The 12,938-nt window shown below is 75.2% G+C and carries 8 protein-coding genes; 2 read left to right on the top strand and 6 right to left on the bottom strand.

Annotation, left to right across the window (positions count from 1 at the left end; translation table 11 throughout):
- The coding region (locus AWW66_RS12630; protein WP_067364658.1) for an SCO7613 C-terminal domain-containing membrane protein at positions 1-3,385 on the top strand (3,385 nt) is incomplete at its 5' end.
- An 82-nt stretch (positions 3,386-3,467) separates the two neighbouring features.
- Here the strand turns inward: AWW66_RS12630 and purE are convergent.
- The 3 genes from purE to AWW66_RS12615 form a co-directional block, all read right to left on the bottom strand.
- Positions 3,468-3,959: a 5-(carboxyamino)imidazole ribonucleotide mutase gene (gene purE, locus AWW66_RS12625; protein WP_067364655.1), complete on the bottom strand. Its 492-nt coding sequence runs from the start codon at positions 3,957-3,959 to the stop codon at positions 3,468-3,470.
- A 17-nt stretch (positions 3,960-3,976) separates the two neighbouring features.
- On the bottom strand, positions 3,977-5,137 hold the full coding sequence (locus AWW66_RS12620) for a 5-(carboxyamino)imidazole ribonucleotide synthase (RefSeq protein ID WP_067364652.1): 1,161 nt from the start codon (positions 5,135-5,137) through the stop codon (positions 3,977-3,979).
- A gap of 88 nt (positions 5,138-5,225) precedes the next feature.
- Complete coding sequence (locus AWW66_RS12615) at positions 5,226-7,304, bottom strand: thioredoxin domain-containing protein (protein WP_067364649.1); 2,079 nt, start codon at positions 7,302-7,304, stop codon at positions 5,226-5,228.
- Positions 7,305-7,444: 140 nt separating this feature from the next.
- Between AWW66_RS12615 and AWW66_RS12610 the strand changes: the two genes are divergently transcribed.
- Positions 7,445-8,473: a phosphatidylinositol-specific phospholipase C domain-containing protein gene (locus AWW66_RS12610; protein WP_067364646.1), complete on the top strand. Its 1,029-nt coding sequence runs from the start codon at positions 7,445-7,447 to the stop codon at positions 8,471-8,473.
- 355 nt (positions 8,474-8,828) lie between these two features.
- Here the strand turns inward: AWW66_RS12610 and AWW66_RS12605 are convergent, their stop codons facing one another.
- From AWW66_RS12605 to mca, 3 genes are all read right to left on the bottom strand, one after another.
- Positions 8,829-11,360, bottom strand: coding sequence for a putative bifunctional diguanylate cyclase/phosphodiesterase (locus AWW66_RS12605; RefSeq protein ID WP_083978443.1), 2,532 nt, complete (start codon positions 11,358-11,360; stop codon positions 8,829-8,831).
- Positions 11,361-11,540: 180 nt separating this feature from the next.
- Positions 11,541-11,834 carry a hypothetical protein gene (locus AWW66_RS12600; RefSeq protein WP_067364643.1) on the bottom strand — a complete coding sequence of 98 codons (294 nt, stop codon included), beginning with the start codon at positions 11,832-11,834 and terminating at the stop codon, positions 11,541-11,543.
- A gap of 48 nt (positions 11,835-11,882) precedes the next feature.
- Positions 11,883-12,764 (bottom strand): mycothiol conjugate amidase Mca, encoded by an 882-nt coding sequence (mca, locus tag AWW66_RS12595; protein ID WP_083978442.1) that lies wholly within the window; start codon positions 12,762-12,764, stop codon positions 11,883-11,885.
- Positions 12,765-12,938: the final 174 nt, after the last annotated feature.

Below are 12,938 nucleotides of genomic sequence, written 5' to 3'. Positions count from 1 at the left end.
CCCGGTCCGGGCCGCCCTGCCGGCCTGGGCCGCCGACCTCGACCGGTACCCGGCCGAGCTGGCCGCCGCCGTCGGGCCCGCCGCGTGGCAGTTGCCCGCCGCCGCGCTGCTGCTGGCCGTGGCCGCCGCGCTGGCCCTGCCCCCGGAGATCCGCCAGGAGTTCGCGGTGGTCGGGGCGGCGCTGACCGCGCTCGCCGTGCCGGCCGCCCTCGGGCTGGGCTGGCTCATGGCGCCGTGGCCGATGGTGCTGACCGCGATCGGCATCGGGCTGGTCGGGCTCGCCGCCCGCACCCCGCGCTCCGCGCTGGTCCACGCGGTCACCGCGGCGACGGTGGGGCTGGTCGGCGTCGGCGCGGCGCTGGCCCGGCCGGCGCTGACCAGCGGGGTGCTGCTGGTGGTCTGCCTGGCCGGGATCGCCGTGGCCACGCTGCCCCGGTTCCGGATGACCTCGACCGGCACCGAGACGGTCGCCGCCTGGGCCGCCGGGGGCGCCGCCGCCGCGCTGCCCGGCTCGGTGGCCGCGTTCGTCGCCGCCAGCGTGCCGGTCGACCCCACGCCGACCCCGGCGAGCCTGCGCGAGGTGACCGTGCCGGTGCTCGCCGCCAGCTTCCTGGCGGTCTGCGTCACCCTCGGGTACGCCGCCCTGCTCCAGGTGTCGCAGCGGCACATCCCGCCGCCGCTGGCGACCGGGACCGGGCTCGGCGCGCTGGCGGTCGCCGCCGCCGCGCTCGTCGCGCCGGGCACCACCGTGGCCGACGCCTGGGTGGGCGTGCTGGTGCTGATCGCCGCGCTGCTGGTGGTCTTCGCCTCGTCGATCGACGCCAGCCGCCGCTCCGACCTGGCCCTGGACGGCGCGGACCTGGCCGTCGCCGCGGTCACCACGGCGCTGGTCGCCACCATGGTCCGGATCGCGGCCGTGGTCACGCCCGGCGGGCAGCTCGTGGTCGCCGCCGGGCTGGTGCTGGTGGTCGCCGTGGCCGCCCGCGCCATGCCCGAGGAGTGGCGGCGCGGGCCGATCCTCGGGGTCGCCGTCGGCGGCGTCCTGATCGGCCTGATCGCCGGCTGGTCGGCGCTGCGCGGCGGGTTCGGGGTGCTCGCCACGCCCGGCGCGATCTGGGCCGGCGACCTCTCCGACTGGCCGGCCGCGCCGACCGGCGGGTCGACCTGGCAGGCTCCGGTGGCGCTGGCGCTGCTCGCGGTCGCCGCCGCCGTGCTGCTGCCACCCCCCTGGCGGTACGACGTGTCGGGCGGGGCGGCCGTGCTCGCCACGATCGGCGTGCCGGCCGCCTTCGCCCTGCCCTGGTGGTCACCGGTCCTGGTCGGCCTGGCGGCGGCCACCGTCTTCGGCATGGCCGCGGTGAGCGCGATGGACCCCCGGGCCGGGCTGTCCCGGGCCGTCCTGGCCGGCGTCCTCGGCCTGTACGCGGCCGGCGCCGGCCTGGTCCGGCCGTGGACCACCGCCCTCGCCCTGGGCGGCCTCGCGCTGATCTGCGTCACGGTGGCCGTGCTGGCCCGGGTCTTCGCCGGGCGGCAGGTCGACGTCGAGGCGGAGGGGATGCCGCCGTACCTGGCGCAGATCGGCGGGGCCGCCGCCGGGGCCGCGCTGCTGGCCGGGCCGGGCGCGGTCGCCGCGCTGGCCGCCGAGTACGGTCACGCGCCCCAGGTGGTGGTGACCGCCGCGTTCGCCGCCACCAGCCTCGGGCTCGCGGTGATCGGCGCGGTCCGCCGCCGGGTGCCGCAGTACCTCCCGTACGCCAGCGTGGCCGTGGTCGGCGCCGCCACGATCAGCGCCCTGGCCGCGTTCCCCGCCGGGCTCCCGTTCGGCGTGTACGCCGCCGCGGCAGCGCTGCTCGGGGTGCTCGCCGAGCTGATCCGGCACGCCACCGACCCGCCGCCCGACCTGGCCCAGCCGGTCCGCCGCTGGACCGTCCTGCTGGACGGGGCGCTGCGCCGGCTGCCCGACGACGGTACGCCCCGCTGGCGGGTCAGCCCGGCGGCCGGGGCGGTCGCCGCCGCCGTACCGCCGACCGTCCTGGCGGTGGTCTCGATCGCGCCGACCCTGCCGGTGGCGCTGGTGGAGCCGTACCGGACGCTGACCCGGATCTGGCAGGGGCCGCCGCCGGAGCTGCTCACCCCGCCGGCCAGTGCGGCCGACCCGACCCACGTGCTGACCACGCTGCTGCTCACCGCGACCGCCGCGCTCGCCGCCACCGGCTTCAGCGCGGGCCGCCGGTCCCGGGCGGTACCGGTGGTGCTGCCCGGGATCGCCGTCACGTTGCTGATCGCGCCGGTCGCCCTGGGCCGGCCCTGGCCGGCCGGGGCGCTGGCCGGGATCACCGTCTTCGCCGTGGTGATGCTGGGGCTGGCGCTGACCCCGCCGCCGGCCCTGCTCGAACGGGCCCGTTCGCTGCGGGTGACGCGGGTGCTGGTCTTCCTGATCGGGCTGGCCGCCGGGGGTGCCGGCCTGGCCGGGTCGCTGGCCACCCGGGAACTGACCCTGCTCGCCCTCGGCGGCGGGGTGGCGGTGGGCACGGTGGCCGCCCTGTTCGGCACCACCCAGCGGGCCCGCATCCTCGGCTGGCTCTTCGCCTCGCTGAAGGCACAGCTCTTCGTGCTCACCCTCGGGCTGGTCGTCGGGTTCGCCCCGGTCTGGTCGGCGTTCGGGGTGCTGGCGGTGGGGGCGGCGCTCCAGGTCGTCACCGCGACGCTGCCCCGGCTGCGCCGGCCCGAGGCGTACGCCGAGGCGGCCACGGTGCAGTGGAGCGGGTACGCGGCGGGCTTCATCGCGCTGGCGTTGGCCTTCGACTCGCCCCGGCACATCGCCGCGCTGCTGGCCGCCTGGGGCGCGGTGCTCGGGCTGGCCGCCGTCCGGCCGGGTCGCCGGCCGGTGGAGCGGCGGATCCTGTTCTGGGGCGTGGTCCTCTGCGAGGTCACCGCCTGGTGGATCCTGATGCAGGTCGCCGACGTGGCCCTGCCGGAGGCGTACACGCTGCCGTTCGCCGCGCTGGCCCTGCTGGTCGGCCTGCTGGAGGTACGGCAACGGCCGGAGCTGAGCAGTTGGGTGGCGTACGGGCCGGCGCTGGTCGCCGCCTTCGTGCCGACCCTGGCGATCGTGCTGGCCACCGACTCCAGCATGCTGCGGCAGGTGCTGCTGCTGCTCGGCGCGGTGGCCGTGCTGATCTACGGCTCGATCAGCCAGCAGCAGGCCCCGGTGATCGTCGGCGCGGTGGTGACGGCCATCGCCGCCGTGCACGCCCTGTTCAGCCTCGGCCCGTGGCTGGTGCTGATCCCGGTCGGGCTGGTCCTGCTGGTCCTCGGGGCGAGCAACGAGCGCCGCCGCCGGGCCCAGGAACGCCTCCAGACCGCCCTGCGCGCCATGCGCTGAGGGGCAAGGAAGGGCCCCCTGTTAACGCTTCCGGTAGAGCAGGGGTCCCTTCTTAACACCCGGGTTCCGCAGGGAGCGGTCGTCAGGTGAGGGAGGCGTGCAGGGCGGCTTCCTTCTCCGCGACCAGCTTCTCCAGGCTGTCCTGGTACGCGACCATGCGGGCCCGCAGGCCCTCGTCGGTGGCGGCCAGGATGCGGACGGCGAGCAGCCCGGCGTTGCGGGCGTTGCCGATCGACACGGTCGCCACCGGCACCCCGGCCGGCATCTGCACGATGGACAGCAGCGAGTCCAGCCCGTCGAGGTGCTTCAGCGGCACCGGTACGCCGATCACCGGCAGCGGGGTCACCGAGGCGACCATGCCGGGCAGGTGGGCGGCGCCGCCGGCCCCCGCGATGATCACCTTGAGGCCCCGGTCGACGGCGGTGCGGCCGTACTCGATCATCTTGCCGGGGGTGCGGTGGGCGGAGACCACGCCGACCTCGTGGCCGACGCCGAACTCGGTCAGCGCCTCGGCGGCGGCCCGCATGGTCGGCCAGTCCGAGTCGCTGCCCATGATCAAACCGACGGTGGTCACGCTGTTCGTTCCCTCGCTCACTCGGTGCCGTCCCGCAGCCAGCGGGCGGCGCGGGCGGCCCGCGCCCGGACGTCGGCCAGGTCGTCGCCGAGCACCGTGACGTGCCCGATCTTGCGGCCGGGGCGGACCTGCTTGCCGTACAGGTGGACCTTGGCGCCCGGCTCGGCGGCGAAGAGGTGGTGCAGCCGCTCGTCGATGGAGATGCCGCCCGGCGCGCCGCCGAGCACGTTCGCCATCACCACCACCGGCGCGGTGAGCGCGGTGTCCCCCATCGGGTAGTCGAGGACCGCCCGCAGGTGCTGCTCGAACTGCGAGGTCCGGGCCCCCTCGATGGTCCAGTGCCCGGAGTTGTGCGGGCGCATCGCCAACTCGTTCACGACCAGCCCGGTCGGGGTCTCGAAGAGCTCCACCGCGAGCAGGCCGACCACGCCGAGCGCGGTGGCCAGGTCGATGGCGAGCTGCTGGGCGGCGACCGCGACCTCCTCGGCCAGCCCGGGGGCCGGGGCCAGCACCTCGACGCAGATGCCGTCGACCTGCACGGTCTCCACCACCGGGTACGCGGCGACCTGCCCGAACGGGGACCGGGCCACCTGCACGGCCAACTCCCGGCGCAGCGCCACCCGCTCCTCGACGATCAACCGGGTACCCCCGGCGAGCAGGGTGGTGGCCAGCTCGGCGGCCTGGGCGGCGTCGTCGACCAGCCAGACGCCCCGGCCGTCGTACCCGCCCCGGGCCGCCTTGAGCACCACCGGCCAGCCCTGCGCGTCGCCGAAGGCGACCAGGTCGGCCGGCGCGGTCACCGGTCGCCAGGCCGGGTTCGGCGCGCCCAGCGTGCCGAGACGCTCCCGCATGACCTGCTTGTCCTGGGCGTGCACCAGCGCGTCGGCCGGCGGGAAGAGCTTCACCTGCTCGGCGGCGAGGGCCCGGATGTGCTCGGTCGGCACGTGCTCGTGGTCGAAGGTGACCACGTCGCAGCCCTTGGCGAAGGTGCGCAGGGCGGCGAGGTCGGTGTGGTCGCCGTACTGCACGTCGGCGGCGACCAGGGCGGCGCCGTCGTCCGGGGCCTGCGCGAGCACGCGCAGGGACTGGCCGAGGGCGATCGCGGCCTGGTGGGTCATCCGGGCCAGTTGGCCGCCCCCCACCATGCCGACTACAGGAAGACCGGTTCGCGTGTCCATCTCGTGCGCAAGCCTAACGGCGTCCCCGGCCGCCTCTCGCCGGAGGTGGGCCGGGGTGTGAGAAGGTGCCCCTTCTCGACCGTATGCGTTAAGCGGGGGCCCCTCCTAACAACTGGGCACGCAGGTCGTCGACGGTGCCGACCGGACGCTGACAGACGAAACCCCGGCAGACGTACGCGGTGGGCCGCCCGTCGCGGGCCGGGCGGTCGGCGAGCAGCGGCACCCCGGGCTGGTCCGGGCGGCCGGCGACCAGCACCGCCCCGGGCGGCGCGTGCCGGAGCGCCGCCGCGACCAGCGGGTCACCGGCCGGGTCGTCGGTCGCCACCGCGATCTCGTACGGGCCCGACAGCAGCGCCTCCCCGACGGTGGCCGCGTACCCGGTGAAGCGGGCGTGCCGGGCGGCGATCGGGGCGATCGTGGCCAGGGCGGCCTCGGCGGCCTCCCGGTAGCGGTTCTCCCCGGTCAACGCGGCGTACGTGACCAGCGCCGCCGCGATCGCCGAGCGCCCGGACGGGGTGGCGTTGTCGGTCGGGTCGGCGGGCCGGGTGACGAGCTGCTCGGCGTCGTCGGCGGTGTCGTAGAACCCGCCGCCGGGGGCGGCGAAACGGGCCAGGGCGGTGTCCAGGAGCTGCCCGGCCAGCTCCAGCCACCGGCCCTCCCCGGTGAGCTGGTGCATGGCGCAGAACGCCTCGGCCACGGCTCCGTAGTCCTCCAGCACCCCGGCCGGCGCCCCGACCACACCGTCGCGGGAGACCCGGCGCAGCCGGCCGTCGACCACGTGCACCCGGGCCAGGTGCTCGGCGGTGTCCCGCAGGGCCCCGTCGGCGACGATGGCCACCCCGGCGAGCACGTTGTCCTCGCCGCCGAGCCCGGCGGCGGCGGCCGTACCGGTCCCGCCCGTGGTCTGCGTCTCGACGAGGCGGACGAACTCGGCGAGCGCGGTCACCGCCAGCCCGTTCCAGGCGGCCACCACCTTGTCGTCGCGGGCCGGCTGGGGGCGACCGTCCCGGGCCACCAGCAGCCGGCTGACCACCTCCTGCCAGCGGCGGCGCACCTCGGGGTCGGCGTCGTCGACGTCCCGGGCCAGCCGCAGCACGCTCGTGCCGTGCTCGAAGGTGCCGGCCTCGGTGACGGCGAAGAGGTCGGCGGCCCAGCGGCCGTCCGACTCCCCCAGCACCTCGACGAGTTGGGCGGGGGTCCAGGCGTAGGTGAGCCCCTCGACGCCCTCGGTGTCGGCGTCCAGCGCGGAGGCGAAGCCCTCACCCGGCTTGTGCAGCTCGTCGGCGAGGAAGCGGGCGATGTCCCGGGCCACCCGCTTGGCCATCGGGTCCCCGGTGAGCCGCCAGAGCTGGGTGTAGACCCGCAGCAGCAGGGCGTTGTCGTAGAGCATCTTCTCGAAGTGCGGCACCGTCCAGTGCCCGTCCACCGAGTACCGGGCGAACCCGCCGGCGAGCTGGTCGTGGATGCCGCCCCGGGCCATCGCCTCGCAGGTGTGCCGGACGATCTCCAGGCTCTCCGCCGAGCCGGTGCGCTGGTGGTGGCGGAGCAGGAAGAGCAGGTTCATGTGCGGCGGGAACTTGGGCGCGCCGCCGAAGCCGCCGTGCTCCCGGTCGTACTCCCGGGCGAGCTGGGCGGCGGCGGCGTCGAGCAGGTCGGCGGTGAGGGGCGCGGTGGGGCCGCCCACGGCCTGCGCTCCCCCGATCGCCTCGACCACGGCGGCGCCCTGCTTGAGCACGGCCTCCCGCTGCTCCCGCCAGGCGGTGCCGACCGACTCCAGCAGCCGGACAAAGTTCGGCTTCGGGAAGTACGTGCCGCAGAAGAACGGGGTGCCGTCCGGGGTGGCGAAGACGGTCATCGGCCAGCCGCCCTGCCCGGTCATCGCCTGGGTGGCGGTCATGTAGACGGCGTCGACGTCGGGGCGCTCCTCCCGGTCCACCTTGATCGCCACGAAACCGCTGTTGAGCAGCGCGCCGACCGCCTCGTCCTCGAAGGACTCGTGGGCCATCACGTGGCACCAGTGGCAGGCCGCGTACCCGACCGAGATCAGCACCGGCACGTCGCGGCGTTTCGCCTCGGCGAACGCCTCGTCGCACCAGGGCCACCAGTCCACCGGGTTGGCGGCGTGCTGGAGCAGGTAGGGGCTGGTGGCGTCGGCGAGTCGGTTCACCCGACGACCATATCCACCCGACGGCGGCTCCGTCCGCTCCCCCGTTGTCCCCGCCGGGGCCTTCCTTCGTTCACGTTCATCGATTTATATCGGCGCATGGCCCGGCGGGCAGGTCGCCGGGCACGTCGAAGGAGGAGCCCATGCGCGGTACCCGTCCCCTGGCCGCGATCACCTCGGTCGCGGTGGTCGCGGCGGTCCTCGCCGCCACACCCGCGTCGGCCGCCGCCGACCCGGCCGCCCGGGTCTCGGCCACCACCACCGTCGGCACCCACAACGCGTACGAGCGGGCCACCTACCCGTACCTGGCACAGGCGCTGGACGCCCGGCCCGGCATGATCGAGCTGGACATCTGGCCGGACGTCATCAGTCGGGTGTGGCGGGTCAGCCACTCCAACCCGCTCGGCAACGACAACAACTGCGTCCAGGCCTCCAGCGCCGCCCAGCTCTACACCGGCACCCGCAACCGGAACCTGGAGCACTGCCTGGACAACATCCGGCTCTGGCTGGCCGCCCACCCCGACGCCGGCCCGCTGCACGTCAAGATCGAGCTGAAGACCGGGTTCAGCAGCCGGACCGGGCAGGGGCCCGCCCAGCTCGACGCCCTGCTCGCCGCCCGCCTCGGCGACCGGGTGTTCCGCCCCGCCGACCTGCTCGGCAGCCACCCCACCCTGGACGCGGCGGCGCGGGCCGACGCCTGGCCCACCCGGGCCCAGCTCGCCGGGAAGGTCATCGTCCACCTGATCCCCGGCACCGTCGAGCAGAGCAACCCGACCGACACCCTGTGGACCGACGTCGAGTACGCCCGCCACCTGGTCGCCCTGGCCGCCGCCGGCACCCTCGGCTCGGCCCGGGCCTTCCCGGCCGTGCACCGGGCCCAGGCCGGCGATCCCCGCACCCGGTACGCCGAGACCGCCCTGCGCCCCTGGTTCGTGGTCTTCGACGGCGACGCGACCGCCTACGTCACCGGCGGGATCGACACCTCCTGGTACCACCGCAACCACTACCTGCTGATGATGACCGACGCGCAGAAGGTGCCGCCGTCGGTGGGCGACGACGCCGGGGCCGCCGCCGCCCGGGTGGCGCAGCTCGCCCGCGCGCACGCCACCATCGCCTCCGCCGACTGGGCCACCCTGCCCGGCGTGGTCGACGACGTGCTGCCCCGGGGCTGACCCGCAGCCGACCCCGCGCGACAGAACCCGCCGCCGACAGGACCCGCCGCCGAGGGGGCACCCCGTCGGCGGCGGGTCCGACCCGGAGAGCCTTTCGAGCTGCCCTCGTGCACGGGGCACCCCGTTCCGGGCCCACCTACCCGAGCCCCTGCCTCCGACCGGCCCGCGTTTCCCGACCGGCCCGCCGCTGGTGCGGCGGGCAGCCGGTCGTGGGGCCGTCGCGCAGGGTCCGGCGAGAGGCGGCGGGCTGCCCCGTGCGTGAGGGCAGCTCGAAAGGATGACGAACAGCACCACCGGTACCCGGCTCACGCCGGGTGGGGCCGACCAGCCGGCGGGCCGCCGCGGCCACGAGCGGTCAGGAGGCGCCGTCGGCGCGCAGCGGCAGGACGTTGGGGCGGGAGGTGTCGATCAACTGCCCGAGCACGGCGCTGATCTTGTCCGCCGGCATGGGCTTGAAGAAGTGGTACCCCTGGGCGGCGGTGCAACCCAGCTCGGTCAGGGCGAGCCGCTGCTCGGCGGTCTCCACCCCCTCGGCGACCACCCGCAGCCCCAGCTCGTGGGCGAGCCCGACGGTGGTCCGGACGATGGCCGCCGCCTCCGGGGAGTCGGCCATCCGGATCACGAACGAGCGGTCCACCTTCAGCTCGTCCACCGTGATCCGGGTCAGGAAGGTCAGCGACGAGAAGCCGGTGCCGAAGTCGTCCACCGCGAGCTGGACCCCCATCGTGCGCAGGGTGGCCAGCACCTCGTCGATGACCTCCAGCTCGCTCATCACCACCGTCTCGGTGATCTCCAGGACCAGCCGGTGCGCCGGAACCTGGTGCCGGCGCAGCAGCTCGGCGATGTCGGCCGGCAGCCGGGCGTCCAGCAGGCTGCGCGCCGAGAGGTTCACCGAGATGGGGACGTCCAGCCCCTCCCGCGCCCAGCCGGCGGCCACGGCGAGCGCCTTGTCCAGCACGTACCGGGTGAACGTGCCGAGCTGCTCGCTGTGCTCCACCGGGCGGATGAACTCGGCCGGGTTCAGCCAGCCCCGGCGCGGGTGCTGCCAGCGGATCAGCGCCTCCACCCCGGTCGGCGCCCCGGTTGCCAGGTCCACCGCCGGCTGCAACGCCAGCACGAGCTGGTCGTCGGCGGCGAGCGCCTCGCGCAGCTCGGCGAGCAGGGCGAGCTGGTCGGTGCTGGCCGCGTCCCGGGCGCTGTCGTACGCGGCGATGCTGCCGCCCCCGCCCTTGGCCTGGTACATGGCGATGTCGGCGCGGCGCAGCAGCTCGGTCAGGTCGGCGGTACCGGCGGCGGCCACCACCACCCCGACGGAGACCTCGACGGACATCCGTACGCCCGCCACCTCGGTCGGCGCGGCGAGCCGCTCGGCGATCTCCCGGGCCCGGCGCAGCGCGTACGTCAGCGGGGCGGACCGGTCGCCGACCACCGGGGCGGACGTCACCAGCAGGGCGAACTCGTCCCCGCCGAGCCGCCCGAGCAGTTCGTCGGTGCGGGTCAGCGTCCCCAGCCGGTCGGCGGTCAACCGCAGCAACTGGTCGCCGGCCGCGTGCCCGAGGGTGTCGTTGACCTCCTTGAACTGGTTGATGTCGAGCAGCAGCAGCGCCACCGGGTGCTCGTGGGCCAACTGCCGCAACGCCTGGTCACCCTGGCTGAGCATGGCCGCCCGGTTGAGCCGCCCGGTGAGCGGGTCGTGCACCGCCTCGTACGACGACCGCTCGGTCACCAGGCGCAGCTCCCGGTGCGTCGCCGCGTCGTGCAGGGCCGCCGCGAGGGCGTCGCCGAACGCGGCGACGGCGTCCCGCTCCCGGGCCCCGGGCGGCGCCGAGCGGGGGAAGAACAGGCGAAGCTCGCCGACCTCGGCCGAGCCGACGGCGAGCGGCCGGAACAGCTCGTGCTCGTCCGGGTCACGGCGGCGCGGCGGGTCGACCTCCTGGTCGGTGACCTGCCCGCCGGCGTCGCACCGGTACCGCCGCCAGGGGCCGTCGGCGCGGGCCACGTGCACCTCGACCGTCTCCGCGCCGAAGAGGTTGAGCGCGCCGGTGGCCGCCGCGGTGGCGACGCCGCCTTCCTCCAACTGGTTCAGGGCGGCGGTGGCCTCGGCGAACGCCCGCCAGGTCCGGCGTTCCTGGTCGGCTTTGAGCCGGTGCCGGTAGGTCTGCTGGAGCAGCCAGAGCAGCGGCGGGAGCAGCAGCAGCCAGCGCGCGTCGATCTCCAGCAGCGCCACCACGACCAGACCGACGACAATGTTGCCGACGAACATCAGCAGCTTGCCCCGGAGCGCGGCGAGCAGCGGCGTACCGATCGACATGCTGTGCCGCAGGCCGAGCATGACCCCGCCCAGCCAGGCCGTGACCAGCAGGTACGTCACCGATCCGGCGATCAGGGCCAGCGCCAGCCCGGGGGTGGGCCCGGCCAGCAGCGGCCGGCCCAGCGCGGTCGCCACCGAGGCGGCCAGCGCGGTCGCCGCCGAGAGCGAGGCGGCGATCCGGACGACCTCGACCAGCGGGCGGCGGTCGCTGGCGACCGACATCCCCCACCAGGCCAGTCCGGCGCCGAGCAGCGCGGCCGACGGCAGCCAGCCGGCGGGCACCAGGTACAGGCAGACGATCAGGGCGGCCTCGCCCCAGGTGATGCTGACCATGCCGGCCGAGGTGCGGAAGCGCAGCCGGGCCAACTGGGCCACCGCGAAGGCGGCCACGGCGATCCCGAAGCGGGCCGCGCCGGGCAGCGGGTCGTCCGCGGGCAGGCCGGTGGGGAGGGTCAGCCCGACCACGGCGGTCGTCACCGCGGTCAGCAGGACCGCGACGGTGAGCAGCAGGACGCGCGGCGGCGTACCGCGCAACCCGAGCCGGTCGAGCGGATCGCCGGCCCGGTCGGAGGTCACCGAACTCCTCCCTCGGCCGGTCGCCCAGCGGCCCGGCGGGCGGCCGGTGCGGTGAGTGTCATCGGCGCCCCCTTCCGCGCACGGCACGGGGAACGTCTGGTCCCCCCGGCGGAAGGCTAAGCCAAACCGGATGGTCGCAACAGGGGGCGACCATCCGGTTCGGCGTGAATCACGAGTGAACTACCCGTTCCGGTGCTGCTGATGCGCCTTGGCGGCTTTCGGTGAGGATTCCTGTGGGGAACCTCCGTCTGTCGGATCGAGGACTGCCGCCTCCGCCCGGGACGCCTCGGCCGGCACCGCCGCGTCGGCGAAGCTGGGGGGCAGCCGGCGCAGCCGCGCGTTCATGTTGCGGATCAGCAGCACGGTGACGGCGGCCAGCGCGAGGATGATGAAGAGGCCCATCGGCCCGGCCAGCCCACCCGTGCGGGTGTTACCGAAGTTGTTCTGTGCGAGCACCTGGGCGGCGGTCAGCATGGTTCCCTCCGTGGTACGGCTGGTCACCAGGGTAGCCCCGGCCCCGGATCACCGGGCACGGGTGGTCTCGCGGATCCCGGCGAACAGGTCGGACTCGGGCAGCGGGCTGTCGACCAGGGACTTGGCGAGCTGGAAGTCCTCCGTCGGCCAGGCCCGCTGCTGGAGCTCCATCGGCACGTGGAACCAGAAGCCGTCCGGGTCGACCTGGGTGGCGTGGGCGCGCAGCGCGTCGTCGCGGACCGGGAAGTACTCCGCGCACTCCACCCGGGTGGTGATCCGGGGGCCCTTGTCCGGCCGCTCCTCCCAACGCTTGAGCCACTCGTCGTACGGCGAGTCGAGGCCGGCGGCGAGCATCGCCTCGTGCAGCGCCATGATCTTGGCCTTGGAGAAGCCGATGTCGTAGTAGAGCTTCAGCGGCTGCCACGGCTCGCCCAGCTCCGGGTAGCGCGCCGGGTCGCCGGCCGCCTCGAACGCGGCCACGCTCACCCGGTGGCACATGATGTGGTCGGGGTGCGGGTAGCCGCCCTCCTCGTCGTACGTGGTGACGACGTGCGGACGGAACTGCCGCATCAGGCGCACCAGGGGCCCCGCCGCCACCTCGACGTCCTGGAGCCCGAAGCAGCCCTCCGGCAGCGGCGGCAGCGGGTCGCCCTCGGGCAGGCCCGAGTCCACGAAGCCCAGCCAGGCCTGGTCGACACCGAGGATGGCGCGTGCGGCGTCCATCTCGCCCCGGCGGATGTTGGCGATGTCGGCCCACACCTCCGGCCGGTCCAGCTTGGGGTTGAGCACGCTCCCGCGTTCCCCGCCGGTACACGTCACGACCAGGACGTCCACACCCTCGGCGACGTACTTCGCGGTGGTCGCGGCGCCCTTGCTCGACTCGTCGTCGGGGTGCGCGTGCACGGCCATGAGACGTAGTTGGTCTGCCAACGTCAGGGCTCCTCGTCTGTGCCCGCCGGTCGGGCCCGCCCGCCACGACAACCGCACTGTGCCAACCGCACTGTGACGACAGCCGTACTGACCTGCCATCCTTGATGCCGGACCGGGCTGGGAAGATGGACTCTAGCCATTCTTGCCGATGCCACCGACAACAACGCCAGGAGA

This window comes from Micromonospora rosaria (assembly GCF_001567585.1).
Taxonomy (GTDB): Bacteria; Actinomycetota; Actinomycetes; order Mycobacteriales; family Micromonosporaceae; genus Micromonospora; species Micromonospora rosaria.
Note: the sequence above shows the minus strand (reverse complement) of the source record. Positions and strands in the feature narration are given on the sequence as shown.